This window comes from Luteimonas sp. RIT-PG2_3 (assembly GCF_054902115.1).
Genome location: NZ_JBUBPF010000009.1, coordinates 93104 through 108282 on the forward strand (window position 1 = coordinate 93104; position 15179 = coordinate 108282).

Consider the following 15179-nt stretch of genomic DNA (forward strand, 5'->3'; position numbering starts at 1 on the left):
CCTCTTGAACGACAACGGGGCCTTTCGGCCCCGTTGCTTCGATCGATGTCGAGGCCCTGATCAGTAAGCGCCGTGCAGGTCCTGCAACTGGCGCGGACGCGAGGCGAAATAGGACGCCAGGTCGGCGATCTGCTGGTCGCTGAGCTCGGTCGCCTGCTGCGACATCAGCGCATGCTCGCGTTCGCCGCTGCGGTACTGCTGCAGGGCGTGGGCGAGATAGTCGCGGTACTGCCCGCCCAGGCGCGGATAGGTTTCATCCAGCGGGACGTTGCCGTCGGCACCATGGCAGTCGATGCAGGACTGGCCAGTGGCCTTGCCCTTGGTGTTGGCCATCTGCTCGCCGGCATCGATGTGGCCGGTCGGCAGTCCGGCCGACGAGGATGCCGTCGCGTGCTCGGCACTGGCGGCGCCATGGCCTTCGTCTTCAGCCGGCGCCGAACCGCCACAGGCGGACAGGGCGAGGGCGGCCAGCAACGGGAGTGCCAGTCCGGCGGTCTTGGAAACGGAAAGGATCGACATGGCGCGGCTCACTTCTTAAGTCCCGAGAGAAACGCCGCAAGATCGGCGATGTCCTGGTCGGAGAAACTCTGTGCCTGGGCATGCATCGTCGGATGCTTGCGGGCGCCGTTGCGGTACTGGTGCAACGCGCTGGACAAATAAGTGGCCGACTGCCCGCCGATATAGGGCACGTGATAGCTCGGGTAGACGTTCTTGTAACCCACCACGCCATGGCAACCCTGGCACGTATAGGCCAGCTGCTTGCCGGTTTCGGCATTGCCGACAATCGCGGCCGGGGTGGCGGGGGCGGCCGCTGCGGCTGGCGCCGGGGTGGCGACTGGCGCTTCCTGGGCCGGGGCGGCAAAGGCGAGCAGGGCGAGGGCAACGCCGGCGGCGATCGACAACGGTCGCGTCATGTTGGTTTCCGCAATCCTGAGTGGCTGAATGAGACTTGGCTTGGCTATCCGGATTGGCGCCGACCCTTGGACCGGCGCGCAATCCGGACAGTATAGCTTGCGCGTCCGGCGCTGTTAACGTTGCGGCCGCTGGCGGACGCATGCGATGCCGTAAAACGGCAACGAAGACCGATCATGTGCACCTCCGGCACCGTGGGCGCGTGTGGGCTTCCCTGATCCGGCAACCGGAACGCCCATCGAAGCATCCATATCCTTGGATGTCCTTGTCCATGGCCCTGCCGATGCAGCGCTGGCGGCCCCGGGCATCGCCACCCGTCCGCACAGCCGCCACGTGCCAGCGCTGTGCGCCCCTTGCCTCCAGTCACCATGACCTCTGGCCGATGCGGTCCGATTTCCCGGTGATATACCTTGCTACAACACCGTAGGGGTTCTGATTCCATGTCCACGCTTTCGCTCTTGTCCCGCAGGCGAGCCGCCATCCCGGCTGCCTTGCTGCTGTCGTCGCTGCTGCTGTTGTCGGCCTGCAAGGGTGAAGGCGATGCCCTGGCCAAGGCGGCCGAGGACAAGGCCCCGGACGCGATCCCGGTCGAGGTCCAGCCGGTGTCGCGGCGCTCGATCGCCGCGAGCTACTCGGGGACTGCGTCGCTGGAACCGCTGGCCGAGTCCCAGGTGGTCGCCAAGACCTCCGGGGTTGCGCTGCAGGTGCTGGTCGAGGAAGGCCAGGCGGTCAAGGCTGGCCAGGTGCTGGTCCGGCTGGATCCCGACCGTGCGCGCCTGCAGGCGGCGCAGAGTTCGGCCCAGTTGCACAAGCTCGAAGCCAACTTCGCGCGCTCTCAGCAACTGGCCAACCAGCAACTGATCAGCCAGAACGATATCGAGCAGTTGCGCTACGACGTCGAGAACATGCGTGCGGTCAATCGCCTGGCCAACCTGGAACTGTCGTACACCAATGTGATCGCGCCGATCTCCGGCGTCATTGCGTCGCGCTCGATCAAGACCGGCAACTTCGTGCAGATCAATACGCCGATCTTCCGCATCGTCGACAACTCGCGACTGGAGGCCACGTTGAACGTGCCCGAGCGCGAGCTGGCGACGCTGAAGTCCGGACTGCCGGTGAAGCTGCAGGCCGACGCGCTGCCGGGACAGCAGTTCGAAGGCGTGGTCGACCGCATTGCACCGGTGGTGGATTCGGGCAGCGGCACGTTCCGCGTGATCTGCTCGTTCGATGCGGTCGGCGTGCTGCAGCCGGGCATGTTCGGGCGCATCTCGGTCGATTACGACCAGCGTGCGAATGCGCTGGTGGTGCCGCGCAACGCGCTGCTCGATGACGACAACGAGCCCGCGGTCTACGCAGTGCGCGACGGCAAGGCGGTGCGCGTGCCGGTCAAGCTGGGCTACGTGGACGGCAGCTTCGTCGAAGTCCGCGAAGGGCTGGAGGAAGGCGCGCAGGTGGTGACTGCCGGCAAGCTGGCGCTGCGCGAAGGCAGTACCGTGCAGGTCATCGGCACGCAGGTCGCGACCGCCGACAAGGCCGTCCCCAAGACCGGCGAAGGCAACAAGCAGTGAGTCCGTCTTCGACCCCCAGCGCCGGCGGCGAGCCCGGCGGCGGCCACGCGGACGGTCAACCCGCTTACGATCCGCACGCGGCGCCTTCCGCCGGATTCGACCTGGTCGAGTTCTCCACCCGCCGCCGCGTCACCGTGGCGATGGTCACCGTGACCCTGCTGCTGTTCGGCATGATCGCGCTGGGCAACCTCAAGGTCAGCCTGCTGCCGGACCTGAGCTTTCCGACGCTGACGGTGCGCACCGAATACACCGGTGCCGCGCCGTCGGAAATCGAAAGCCTGGTCAGCGAACCGCTGGAAGAAGCGCTGGGCGTGGTCAAGGGCCTGCGCAAGATGAAGTCGGTCTCGCGGACCGGCCAGAGCGATGTCGTGCTGCAGTTCGCCTGGGGCACCGACATGGACCAGGCGGGCCTCGAGGTCCGCGACAAGATGGACAGCCTGCAGCTGCCGCTGGAGGTCAAGCCGCCGGTGCTGCTGCGCTTCAATCCTTCGACCGAGCCGATCGTGCGCGTGGCGCTGACGTCGAAGGCCGATGGCGATTCGATCGGCCGGCTCACCGAGCTGCGCCGTTATGCTGACGACGACTTGAAGAAAAAGCTCGAGCCGGTGGAGGGCGTCGCCGCGGTCAAGGTCGGCGGCGGACTGGAGGATGAAGTCCAGGTCGACCTGGACCTGCAGCAGCTGTCGCGGATCGGCCTGCCGGTCGAGAGCGTGATCCAGCGCCTGCAGCAGGAAAACGTCAACCTGTCCGGCGGTCGCCTGGAGCAGGGCACGCAGCGCTACCTGGTGCGCACCGTCAACCAGTTCTCCAGCGTCGAGCAGATCGGCGACATGCTGGTCGCCACCCAGAGCGCGCGCGCTTCCGGCGGCGGTGCGGACGAAGTGGCCCGCATCGCGGCGGCATCGGGCGATGCCTCGGTGATGGCGGCGGCGATGTCGGCGCAGAGCGCTGCCGCGTCCGGCAACCGTGCCGTTGCCGACGGCCGTGCGATCCGCCTGCGCGATGTCGCCAAGGTCAGCCAGGGCTACAAGGAGCGCGAGTCGATCATCCGCCTGGCCGGTCGCGAAGCGGTGGAGCTCGCGATCTACAAGGAAGGCGATGCCAATACCGTGGCGACCGCCGATGCCGTGCATGCGCGGTTGGAACAGATCGGCAAGCAGATTCCGTCGGACATGGCATTGACCATCGTCGACGACCAGTCGACCTTCATCCGCGCCGCGATCAGCGATGTCAAGAAGGATGCATTCATCGGTGGCGGGCTGGCGATCCTGATCATCTTCCTGTTCCTCCGCAACGGCTGGAGCACCTTCGTCGTCAGCCTGTCGCTGCCGGTGTCGATCGTCACCACGTTCTTCTTCATGGACCAGATGGGCCTGAGCCTCAACGTCATGTCGCTGGGCGGCCTGGCACTGGCGACGGGACTGGTCGTCGACGACTCGATCGTGGTGCTTGAAAGCATCGCCAAGGCGCGCGAACGCGGGCTGGGGATCCTGCAGGCCGCGATCGTCGGCACCAAGGAAGTCAGCATGGCGGTGGTCGCCTCCACGTTGACGATCATCGCGGTGTTCCTGCCGCTGGTATTCGTCGAAGGCGTGGCCGGTCAACTGTTCCGCGACCAGGCCCTGACGATCGCCCTGGCGGTCGGCATCTCGTTGATCGTGGCGATGACGCTGATCCCGATGTTGAGCGCCCTGAAGGGTCGGCCGCCGATGGCGTTCCCGGAAGAAGACGCGCATCCGCAATGGCAGCCCAGCCGTCGCTGGCAGAAGCCGGTGGCCGCGGGCGGCCGTGGCATCGGTGCGGGCATCTACTATCTGTTCTTCGGCATTGCGTGGGTCTTTGTCCGTCTCTGGCGCGTTCTGGCCGGTGGTGTCGGCCCGGTGATGCGCAAGGCCAGCGACCTGGCGATGGCGCCGTACAACCGTGCCGAGCATGGTTATCTCAAGGTGTTGCCGTCGGCGCTGCGCCGGCCCTGGATCGTGCTGGGCGTCTCGGCCGCGATCTTTGCCGGCAGCCTGTTGTTGGTGCCGATGCTGGGTACCGACCTGATCCCGCAGCTTGCGCAGGACCGCTTCGAAATGACGGTCAAGCTGCCGCCGGGCACGCCGTTGCGCGAGACCGACCGGATCGTGGCCGAGGTCCAGCGCAAGCATGCCGGCGACAGCGGCATCGCGGCGCTGTTCGGCGTCAGCGGCAGCGGCACGCGGCTGGATGCAAGCCCGACCGAGAGCGGCGAGAACATCGGCAAGCTCAGTATCGTCATGGCCGATGGCGGCAGCCGCGAGCTTGAAGCGATGCAGACCGCGCGCTTGCGCGAGACGATGGCGGGCTATCCCGGCACCCAGGTGGATTTCGGCCGGCCGGAACTCTTCAGCTTCTCGACGCCGCTGGAGATCGAACTGCGTGGGCAGGATCTCGACAGCCTGGCGCGCGCTGGGCAGAAGATGGCGGCGCTGCTGCGGGCCAATCCGCACTACGCCGACGTCAAGACCACCGTGGAGCAGGGCTTCCCGGAGATCCAGATCCTGTTCGACCAGCAGCGCGCCGGTGCGCTCGGCCTGACCACGCGCCAGATCGCCGACAGCGTGGTGCGCTCGGTGCGCGGCGAAGTGGCGACCCGCTACAACTTCCGCGACCGCAAGATCGACGTGCTGGTGCGTGCGCAGGAAAGCGAACGCGATTCGGTCGAACGCATCCGTAACCTGATCATCAATCCTTCGGCCAACACGCCGGTACGGTTGGGATCGGTGGCCGATGTCGTGGCCACGACCGGCCCGAGCGAGATCCATCGCGCCGACCAGGTCCGCGTCGCGGTGATCTCGGCCAACCTGCAGGGCATCGACCTCGGTGCCGCGGTCGACGAGGTGCGGCAGCTGGTCGCCAGCAACCCGCTGGATGCCGAGATCGGCATGCATATCGGCGGCCAGGGCGAAGAACTGGACGAGTCGATGCGCTCGCTGCTGATGGCCTTCGGGCTGGCGATCTTTCTGGTCTACCTGGTGATGGCGTCGCAGTTCGAATCGCTGCTGCATCCCTTCGTCATCCTGTTCACGATCCCGCTGGCGATGGTCGGTGCGATCCTGGCCCTGCTGCTGACCGGCAACACGATCTCGGTCGTGGTGTTCATCGGCCTGATCCTGATGGTCGGACTGGTGGTCAAGAACGCGATCATCCTGATCGACAAGGTGAACCAGCTGCGCGAGGAAGGCGTCGCCAAGCACGAGGCCCTGATCGAGGGCGCGCGCTCGCGCCTGCGTCCGATCGTGATGACCACCCTGTGCACGCTGTTCGGCTTCCTGCCGTTGGCGCTGGCCTTCGGCGAAGGTGCAGAAGTGCGCTCGCCGATGGCGATCACGGTCATCGGCGGCATGCTGGTGTCGACGCTGCTGACCCTGCTGGTCATCCCGGTGGTCTATGACCTGCTCGACCGTCGTGGCGACGCGCACTACGTCGAACGCGGCCGCCGCGCGCGACTGCGCGAGAACAGCTTCGACGGCACGCCGGAAGAAGGCGAGGGCGCGTCCGCATGAGTGTTGCCGAGCTCAGCCTGCGGCGCCCGATCACCACGATCATGCTGTTCGTGTCGATGGTGGTGATCGGCCTGATCGCCGCGTTCAAGCTGCCCCTGGAAGCGCTGCCGGACGTGTCGGCGCCCTTCATGTTCGTGCAGTTGCCGTATTCGGGCTCGACGCCCGAAGAGGTCGAACGCAACGTGCTGCGTCCGGTCGAGGAGACCCTGGCGACGATGAGCGGCATCAAGCGCCTGTACGGGCAGGCCACTGCGGACAGCGCCGGCGTGTTCATGGAGTTCTCGGACTGGAGCCGGGACATCTCGATCACCGCGGCCGAAGCGCGCGAGCGCATCGACGCGATCCGCGACCAGCTGCCGGATGATTTCCGTCGCTATTTCGTGCAGAAGTGGTCGAGCAGCGACCAGCCGGTGCTGCGCGTGCGCCTGGCCGGCGACACCGACCTGACCGGCGCCTATGAGCTGATCGACCGTGAGCTCAAGCGGCGCGTGGAACGCGTGCCCGGCGTGGCCCGCGTCGAGATCAATGGCGCGCCGCCCAGCGAGGTCGAGATCGCGATCGATCCCGATCGCCTCAGCGCCCATGGCATCGAACTGAACCAGTTGGGCGAGCGCCTGCGCACGGTCAACTTCTCGGTGTCGGCCGGCACCATCGACGAGGGCGGGCGGCGGCTTCGCGTGCAGCCGGTCGGCGAACTGGCGGATCTGCAGCAGCTGCGCGACCTCAGCCTCAATGCCAGCGGCCTGCGCCTGGGCGACGTCGCCGAGGTCAACCTCAAGCCGCAGCGCATGACCGTGGGGCGGCGCCTGGACGGACGCGCGGCGGTCGGTCTCGACATCTTCAAGGAGCGCGACGCGAACCTGGTGGAGGTCTCGCGCCAGGTGTTGCGTGAGCTCGAACTTGCGCGCCAGGAGCCAGGCCTGACCGGTATCGACCTCAAGATCATCCAGAACCTGGGCGACGAAGTAACCTCGTCGCTGGTCGAGCTGGGCGAGGCCGGCGCGATCGGCCTGATCCTGTCGATCGCCGTGCTGTTTTTCTTCCTGCGCCATTGGCCATCAACGCTGATGGTGACGCTGGCGATCCCGATCTGCTTCGTGATGACGCTGGGCTTCATGTATTTCTTCGGCGTCACCCTCAACGTGCTGTCACTGATGGGTCTGCTGCTGGCGGTGGGCATGCTGGTCGACAACGCCGTGGTCGTCGTCGAAAGCATCTACCAGGAACGCGAGCGCATGCCCGATCGGCCCTGGCTGGCGTCGATCGTCGGCACGCGCCACGTCGCGATCGCGCTGTCGGCGGGCACGCTGTGCCACTGCATCGTGTTCCTGCCCAACCTGCTGGGCGAGACCAACCAGATCAGCATCTTCATGGCGCAGATCGCGATCACGATCTCGGTGTCGCTGCTGGCGTCATGGCTGGTCGCGGTGAGCCTGATCCCGATGATCTCGGCACGGATGAAGACGCCTCCGGCCGTCGCCCGCACCGATGGCCTGATCCCGCGGATGCAGCGTCGCTACGCGCGCCTGCTGCGCTGGAGCCTGGAGCATCGTGGCTGGAGCGTGTTCGGCATCCTGCTGGTCGTCGCCGTCAGTGTGGTCCCGATGACGCAGACCAAGATGGACATGTTCGGCAACGGCGGCGGTGGCAGCGAGATCGAGCTGTACTACCAGTGGAAGGGCAGCTACAACCTCGAGCAGCGATCGGAAGAAGTCGCGCGCGTCGAGCGCTACCTGGATGCGAACCGCAAGGCGCTGAAGATCGTGCAGACCTATTCCTGGTTCAGCGAGGAAGGCGATGCGGGCACGCGTGTCACCTTCGACGACAGCGTCAGCGATACCCGCGAGCTCAGCGAGCAGATCAGCAAGGGCCTGCCCAAGTCCGCGCGCGCCAGCGTCGGTGTCAGCAATGGCGATGGCGGCCCGGGCGGCGGAGGCGGTGGTGCCGGCGGCGGCCAGAGCGTCAGCGTGCAGCTGGTCGGCGATTCCTCGGACATGTTGCGCGAACTGGGCACCAACGTGGTGCCGATCCTGGCGCGACGGCCGGAGCTGCGCGACGTGCGTGTCGAGGCCGGCGACCAGGGCCAGGAACTGACCGTGCGCGTGGATCGCGATCGTGCGGCGGCGTTCGGCTTCAGCGCCGACCAGGTCTCGAGCTTCATCGGCATGGCACTGCGCGGCAGCCAGTTGCGCGAGTTCCGGCGCGGCGACGACGAGATCGCGGTCTGGGCGCGCTTTGCCGGTGCCGAGCAGTTCACGCCCGAGGACGTGTCGCAGTTCATGATCCGCACCGCCGACGGTCGCAGCGTGCCATTGATGAGCATGGTCGAGATCGGTATTGCGCCCGCCGCGACGACGATCAGCCGCAGCAACCGCCAGACCACGCTGACGATCCAGGCCAACCTCGCCGGCAAGACCACGATGCCCGAGGCCCGCAAGGCCCTGGAGCAGGCGCTGGACGCGATGTCGTTCCCGCCGGGTTATGGCTACAGCTTTTCTGGCAGCGGCTTCGAGGAGGACGAGCAGGCCAGCCAGCAGATGATGTTCAACCTGTTGCTGGCGCTGGTGATGATCTACGTGGTGATGGCGGCGGTGTTCGAATCGATGCTGTTCCCGGCGGCGATCATGAGCTGCGTGCTGTTCTCGGTGTTCGGCGTGTTCTGGCTGTTCTGGTTGACCGGCACTTCGTTCACGGTGATGGCCTTCATCGGCATCCTGGTGTTGATGGGCGTGGTCGTGAACAACGGCATCGTCATGGTCGAGCACATCAACAACCTGCGCAGGCGCGGCATGAACCGTACCGACGCACTGGTGGAAGGCAGTCGCGAGCGCCTGCGTCCGATCATGATGACGATGGGCACCGCGATCCTGGCGATGGTGCCGATCTCGCTGAGCGACACGGTGATCCTGGGCGATCTTGCCTATTCGCCCATGGCGCGTGCGGTCGCCGGTGGCCTCGCGTTCTCGACGGTGGTCAGCCTGCTGTTCCTGCCGACGATCTACGCGCTGCTCGACGACCTGAAGACCGGCAGCGGTCGCCTGCTGCGGCGGGCGCGCGAGGGTGGCCACGGGAGCGGTCGTGAACGTCGCGGTGGTATGACGCGGGCGGAGGTCGAACCCGCCGCCGCGTTCGAATGAGCCCCGAGCGGCTCGTCAACGCCTGGGTGGAGATCGGCCTGCAGGTCGGTGTCGTCGGGGCGCTGGCTGGCCTGCTGGCCTTGCCGTCGCCACGCCACGTCCGCGCGGGCTGGCTGCTGCTGGCCCTCGCGCTGATGGTGGTCCATGACGCGTTGTTGCTGCGGCTGTATGGCTTGTTGCCCGATCTGTTCCCGGGTAGCGACTGGAACTGGACCGGCAAGCTGTTGGCCACGGCGGGGTTGCTGCTGGTGGCGGCATGGCCGGCACTGGGCTGGCGGCGCAGCGGATGGACGCTGACGCAGGCCCCGCGCTCAGCGCCGGCCTGGTGGTGCCTGGGCGTGCTGACGATTCTCCTGCTCGCGCTGGCGATCTGGTCCGGGACTGGCCGCGAAGACGGGGACACGATCGCGTTCCAGTGGACGATGCCCGGCCTGCAGGAAGAGCTGTTCTATCGCGGCGTACTGCTGCTGGCACTCAACGAGGCCTTCCGTGCGCGCTGCCAGGTGCTGGGTGCGCGCATCGGCTGGGGCGGGTTGCTGTCCACGGTGGCCTTCGGACTGATCCACGCGTTGTTCTACGGTAACGATGGGGTCTCGTTCGACGCCGCAGCGTTCGCGATGACGGCCGGGCCGGCCTTGCTGCTGCTATGGATGCGCGAGCGCACTGGCAGCCTTGTGCTGCCGGTGCTTGCGCACAACGTCGTCAATGGCGTGTTTGTGCTGTTCTGACGTGGGGCAGTGGTGGCGCGGTGCGCCTCGCGCGACTCAGTTGAACAGCTTGCCGAAGATGCGCAGGCCCGCGATCCAGACGCCGACGCTCGATCCGAGGTTGGTCAGGATGAAATTGAGGATCGTGCGCGAGACGCGGTTGCGGTACCAGCCCTTCAGCGTCTGCGCGTCGTCGCGCAGCGACAGGAAATCGCCGTAGGCCGGCTTGCGGACCTGCGCTTCGACCAGGGCACTGAACAGGCCGGGCGACACGCCCGGCGGGCGGAACGGCTTCAGCGGTGCGGCGATGGCCGAGGCCAGCACGCTCAGCGGATGGCCGGCGGCAAGGATCGTGCCCAGCGCGGCAAAGCCGGCCGTGAACAGCACCCACTGCATCAGCAGCTCGCGTCCGACATCGACGCCACCTTTCCAGAATCCCCAACCGATCGCGGCCAGGATCAGCACCATCAGGCCGGTGGTGATCCAGCGGACGTTGTTCTTCTGGACGACGAACTCGAGCTCGCTTCGGGTGTCCGCGGGCGGCGCGACATCGTCCTGCAGGTGTCGCGCAAGGCCGGCGAGGTGGCCTGCGCCGACGACCGCGAGGACTTCCTTTGCACCGGTCGGCACTTCGCGCAGGCGCGCGGCCATGTAACGGTCGCGCTCGGAGATCACGCTGTCGTACAGCGCCGGGCTGCTCTGGGCGAACTCGCCGAAGCTCGACTCCAGCATATCGCCCTGCTTGAGCTTCTCGATTTCCTCTTCGCCCATTTCCTCGGTGGTCAGCAGGCCTGCGAGCAGGTTGGAGACCAGTTTCATCCGGCCGAAGAAGCCCAGGCGTGCGGAGGCGCGCTTGAAGGTCAGGCCGACGTCGCGATCGATCAGCTCCAGCGCAAGGCCACGATCCTTCGCCAGCGCGACCGCGCGCTTGAGTTCGGCACCGGGCTCGATGCCCAGCTGTTCGGCAAGACGGCGCTGGTAGGCGGCCAGCGCGAGATTGGCGGCGAACAGCGCCACCCGGCCCTTGCGGATCACGTCGACGAGATTGAGCTTGCTCAGCATGTCCGGATCGCTCATGGCCTGCAGGCGCTGGGCGTCCAGTTCGACCGCGACCGTATCGAACTGTCCGCTGCCGATCGCATCCTCGACCGCTTCGACACTGGTGCGCGACACATGCGCCGTGCCGAGCAGCGTGTAGCGGATGCCGTCGCGCTCGATGATCGCGTGCGGTTGGCTCTGCCAGAAGGGGGCGGCAGGTGCGTGGCCAGGAGCGCTGCCTGGGGCGTCGATGGGTGTGTTGCTGGTCAAGGTCGGTGCCGGAAAGAATGAGGGGATGTCGTGACTTTGACCGTCGGCGCAGGGACAGCGTGCCCGCGGCGGGCGGGATTCTCATCCCGGCCCGGGCGCTGGTGCAAGGGCCTGCAGGCGACGGTCAGTCGATGTAACGCTTCAGCAGGTCGCCATAGGCGTCGATGCGACGGTCGCGCAGGAACGGCCAGATCCGGCGCACATGTTCGCTGCGTGCAAGATCGACGTCGCAGCGCAGGATCGTCGGTTCGCCGCCGGCTTCGGCAAGGAATTCGCCCTGCGGGCCCAGCACGTGGCTGTTGCCCCAGAAGTCGATCCCGCTGGCGCCGACCGGCTTGTCGGCGGCCAGGGGCGAGGGCTCATGACCGACGCGGTTGCACGACAGGACCGGCAAGCCGTTGGCAACCGCATGGCCCCGGTGGCTGAGAATCCAGGCATCGCGCTGGCGCTGTTTCTCGTCCTGCACGTCGGTCGGATCCCAACCGATCGCGGTTGGATACAGCAGCAGTTCGGCGCCGGCCAGCGCCATCAGGCGCGCGGCTTCGGGATACCACTGGTCCCAGCACACCAGCACGCCGAGCTTGCCGACCGAGGTCTGGATCGGCTGGAAGCCAAGGTCGCCCGGCGTGAAGTAGAACTTCTCGTAGAAGCCAGGGTCGTCGGGGATGTGCATCTTGCGGTACTTGCCGGCCGTGCTGCCATCGGCATCGAACACCACGGCGGTGTTGTGATACAGGCCGGGCGCGCGACGCTCGAACAGCGAACTGACCAGCACCACCTTGTGCCGCTTTGCGAGCGCGGCCAGCCGCTCGGTGCTCGGTCCGGGGATCGGCTCGGCGAGATCGAATTCGTCGACCGACTCGTGCTGGCAGAAATACGCGCCGTTGTGCAGCTCCTGCAGCAGCACGAGGCGCGCGCCGCTGGCGGCAGCCTCGGCGACGCGCTGCTCGATCACCGTCAGGTTGGCGTCGGCATTGCCGGCGCCCTGGTCGATGATGGCGCGCTCCTGGATCAGGGCGACGGGCAGGGTGGTGTGACGTGGCATGGCGGGAGCGACCTGGCGCAATGAAAGACTGCGTACATGCTAACGCGGACCGTCGTCGAGCACCCGTGCAGGCCGGGGCCGCGGTTCACGCGCGATCAGTCGCCCAGCACGCTTTGCGGCAACTGCATCGTCAGGCAATGCAGGCTTCCGTTCTGCCAGATCAGCGCCCGGCAGGGCACCTGCACGATCTCGCGGTCCGGGTAGGCCTGGGCCAGCACGGCGGCGGCTGCGTCGTCGGCGACATCGCCATAGGCGGGCATCAGCACCGCGCCATTGACGATCAGGTAGTTCGCGTAGCTGGCGGCCAGGCGACGCTCGCCATCGTGGATCGGTTGCGCCCACGGCAGCGGGAACAGGCGGTAGGGCGCGCCATCGCGCGTGCGCAACGCCGCGATGTCCACGGCCATCGCCTGCAGTTCGGCGTGGTGCGGATCGCCAGCGTCGTCGCAGGCCTGGAACACGATGGCGTCGTCGGGCGCGAAGCGGGCGAGGGTGTCGATGTGGGCGTCGGTGTCGTCGCCTTCCAGATACCCATGGTCCAGCCACAGCACGCGGTCCTGCGCCAGCCAGTCGGACAACTGGGCGGTCAAAGTCTCGCGTGCGACCCCGGGGTGGCGTTCGTGCAGGCAGCGCCAGGTCGTCAGCAGGGTGCCGGCGCCGTCGGTTTCGATCGCGCCGCCTTCGAGTGCGAAATCGATCTGCCGGCGTTCGGCATCGCCGAACACGCCGGCGTCATGCAGGTGTCCGACCAGTTGGTCGTCCAGGCTGGCCTCGAACTTGCCGCCCCAGCCGGTGAAACGGAAATCCAGCAGGCGGAAGCCGTCCCCGGATCGCAGCGTCACCGGTCCGGAGTCGCGCAGCCAGGTGTCGTCGTAGGGCGCATCGATGAAGTGGACCTTCGACATGTCGATGCGATTGGACGACAGCCGCGCTTGAGCGTAGCTCTGCACATCGTCGTCGGCGACGCAGATCAGCACCGGCTGGAAGCGCGTGATCGCGGCGACCAGCGCAATGTAGGTGTCCTCGACCTCGCCCAGGCGCTCGGCCCAGTCGGTGTCGGCGTGCGGCCAGGCGAGCAGGATGGCGGACTGGGGCTCCCATTCGGCGGGGAAACGCGGCGCGGGGACGGACAGCGGGTCGGACATGTCTTGCCTATCGTGACGGATGACGGATGACGGAGTTAGCGGATGGCGGGCTTCGGGCCGACCTCGGTCGGGCTGGCCTTGTTGAGGACCGCATCGATGACGCGATCTTTCTCGAAATACACGGTGAACTGCGGATACTCCCAGCGATGGATCGTCGGCCATTGGCGCTTCTGGCCCCCACGGGGTTCGAGCTTCTGCGCGGGGGACCCGAAGCGGGCCTCCACCTGCGCCATCGACAGGCCGCGCGGCGGAAGGGCTGCCGAGGTCGCCTGGGTGCGCTCGATCAGCAGGGTATCGGCGGACGCCGACGCAGAGGCGCACAGCAGGAGCGGAAGGCTGAGACGGATGAGCAGGCGTGACATGGCGGATTCTCCGTGCGATGGATGAGAACGCGCGGTGGCCGGCCGGGTGGCCGGAAGCCTCGCGTCGAACCGGCAGTGCGAGTCAACGGATCGTCTGTCCAGCGCGGTCGCTCGGCAGACCCGCTTTTTTAGCAGATTCGTGCTGCCGCCGTGCCAGTGGTCGTGCGTCCCGTTCGGGGTCTCCGGGAGGTCCTGCGTCGTGCCTGCCATGCATGCACGGGGCAGCACGCCGCGCCAGGCCAACGCACCAAGCAAAAAGGCCGCATTGCTGCGGCCTCTTCGATTCTGCAGGAGGCATCGGGTCGGGCTTTACGCCTTGCACCCATGCCCCGTACCCGGGTCACCCTTACATACAGCGCTGGCGCGCTCTGGGCGCCCTTAGGTTCGGCGCTGACGCGCCTTGGGCACTCTAAATAGCTTCAGCGCTGGCGCGCCTTGAAGCGCGGGTTGGACTTGCAGATCACGAAGACCTTGCCACGGCGACGAACGACCTTGCAGTCGCGGTGACGGGCCTTCGCCGACTTGAGTGAGGACAGGACCTTCATGACGGAAAACCTCTGGAAAATGACGGATCGAAAAACGAAGCCGCCTATTGTAATGGATGAATTGCCGCTGATTCAAGTGGTTGCGCGGGCTTCGGCGCGGGCCATGGTCCGCGCCCTTGGGGCGCGGCAGGCAGGCTGCCAGAGCCTGCCGCCGGATGAACCGCTGCGGATGGCCCATAATCGCATGCCATCTCCCCGCACCAGTGCATCCCAGCCATGTCCGACAGCATTCCCGTACTGACCATCGATGGCCCCTCGGGCTCGGGCAAGGGCACCATCAGTCGGCGGGTGGCGGACCAGTTGGGGTGGCATTACCTGGACTCGGGGGCCCTGTACCGGGCGGTCGGGGTCGCGGCCGGGTGGGCCGACCTCGACCTGGGGGACGCTGCGTCGCTGGTCCGCTGCGCTTTCGATACCCGGATCGATTTCCGTGATGCCGACGATGGCGAGCTCCGGGTGCTGGTCAACGACCATGACGCGACCACCGAGTTGCGGACCGAGACGGCCGGGGCCGCGGCCTCCGCGATCGCCGCCATTGCCGAGGTCCGCGAGGCGCTGAAGGCTCGCCAACGCGCATTCAGGCAGGCTCCGGGGCTGGTGGCGGACGGCCGCGACATGGGGACGGTGATCTTCCCGGATGCGCCTTTCAAGGTGTTTCTGACCGCCAGCGCCGACGAGCGTGCCGAAAGGCGCTATAAGCAGTTGAAGGACAAGGGGGTTTCCGTCACAATAGACGGTCTGCTGCGCGAGATTCTCGCCCGCGATGCCCGCGATGCCAATCGCGCGGTGGCTCCGTTGCGACCGGCCGAAGGGGCGGTCCTGATCGATACCACCGGTCTTGGCATCGAGGCTGTGGTCGAGCGCGTGCTGGCGCTGGTCAAGGCTTGATCCACCCGTGTCGTCGCGTGATCGCGGCGAAG

General features: G+C 66.9%; 12 protein-coding genes. 5 read left to right on the forward strand and 7 right to left on the reverse strand.

The annotated features are described in order from the left end of the window. Nucleotides 1–60: 60 nt before the first annotated feature. Complete coding sequence (locus tag ACYX7E_RS14210; RefSeq protein WP_462081241.1) at nt 61–519, reverse strand: c-type cytochrome; 459 nt, start codon at nt 517–519, stop codon at nt 61–63. A gap of 8 nt (nt 520–527) precedes the next feature. Then, the gene (locus tag ACYX7E_RS14215) at nt 528–914 is read right to left on the reverse strand and encodes a c-type cytochrome (RefSeq protein ID WP_462081242.1); all 387 of its coding nucleotides are present in this window, start codon (nt 912–914) and stop codon (nt 528–530) included. 438 nt (nt 915–1352) lie between these two features. On the opposite strand from ACYX7E_RS14215, the gene ACYX7E_RS14220 reads away from it, so the two are divergent. The 4 genes from ACYX7E_RS14220 to ACYX7E_RS14235 all read left to right on the forward strand — a co-directional run bounded on the left by ACYX7E_RS14220 (nt 1353) and on the right by ACYX7E_RS14235 (nt 9875). Continuing rightward, nucleotides 1353–2480: an efflux RND transporter periplasmic adaptor subunit gene (locus ACYX7E_RS14220; protein WP_462081243.1), complete on the forward strand. Its 1128-nt coding sequence runs from the start codon at nt 1353–1355 to the stop codon at nt 2478–2480. 140 nt (nt 2481–2620) lie between these two features. Further along, complete coding sequence (locus ACYX7E_RS14225; RefSeq protein ID WP_462081324.1) at nt 2621–6010, forward strand: efflux RND transporter permease subunit; 3390 nt, start codon at nt 2621–2623, stop codon at nt 6008–6010. After that, nucleotides 6007–9147 carry an efflux RND transporter permease subunit gene (locus tag ACYX7E_RS14230; protein WP_462081244.1) on the forward strand — a complete coding sequence of 1047 codons (3141 nt, stop codon included), beginning with the start codon at nt 6007–6009 and terminating at the stop codon, nt 9145–9147. Before ACYX7E_RS14225 ends, ACYX7E_RS14230 begins: the two co-directional genes overlap by 4 nt. Continuing rightward, the gene (locus ACYX7E_RS14235; RefSeq protein ID WP_462081245.1) at nt 9144–9875 is read left to right on the forward strand and encodes a CPBP family intramembrane glutamic endopeptidase, BDIM_20840 family; all 732 of its coding nucleotides are present in this window, start codon (nt 9144–9146) and stop codon (nt 9873–9875) included. Before ACYX7E_RS14230 ends, ACYX7E_RS14235 begins: the two co-directional genes overlap by 4 nt. A gap of 36 nt (nt 9876–9911) precedes the next feature. Here the strand turns inward: ACYX7E_RS14235 and ACYX7E_RS14240 are convergent, their stop codons facing one another. The 5 genes from ACYX7E_RS14240 to ykgO all read right to left on the reverse strand — a co-directional run bounded on the left by ACYX7E_RS14240 (nt 9912) and on the right by ykgO (nt 14259). Further along, complete coding sequence (locus ACYX7E_RS14240) at nt 9912–11144, reverse strand: TraB/GumN family protein (protein ID WP_462081325.1); 1233 nt, start codon at nt 11142–11144, stop codon at nt 9912–9914. Between the two features lie 142 nt (nt 11145–11286). Continuing rightward, nucleotides 11287–12207, reverse strand: coding sequence for a carbon-nitrogen hydrolase (locus ACYX7E_RS14245; protein ID WP_462081246.1), 921 nt, complete (start codon nt 12205–12207; stop codon nt 11287–11289). A gap of 95 nt (nt 12208–12302) precedes the next feature. Continuing rightward, nucleotides 12303–13352: an agmatine deiminase family protein gene (locus ACYX7E_RS14250; RefSeq protein ID WP_462081247.1), complete on the reverse strand. Its 1050-nt coding sequence runs from the start codon at nt 13350–13352 to the stop codon at nt 12303–12305. 35 nt (nt 13353–13387) lie between these two features. After that, the gene (locus ACYX7E_RS14255; RefSeq protein ID WP_462081248.1) at nt 13388–13714 is read right to left on the reverse strand and encodes a hypothetical protein; all 327 of its coding nucleotides are present in this window, start codon (nt 13712–13714) and stop codon (nt 13388–13390) included. Nucleotides 13715–14133: 419 nt separating this feature from the next. Next, nucleotides 14134–14259 (reverse strand): type B 50S ribosomal protein L36, encoded by a 126-nt coding sequence (gene ykgO, locus ACYX7E_RS14260; protein WP_010342887.1) that lies wholly within the window; start codon nt 14257–14259, stop codon nt 14134–14136. A 216-nt stretch (nt 14260–14475) separates the two neighbouring features. On the opposite strand from ykgO, the gene cmk reads away from it, so the two are divergent. Continuing rightward, nucleotides 14476–15147: a (d)CMP kinase gene (gene cmk, locus ACYX7E_RS14265; RefSeq protein WP_462081249.1), complete on the forward strand. Its 672-nt coding sequence runs from the start codon at nt 14476–14478 to the stop codon at nt 15145–15147. Nucleotides 15148–15179 lie beyond the last annotated feature (32 nt).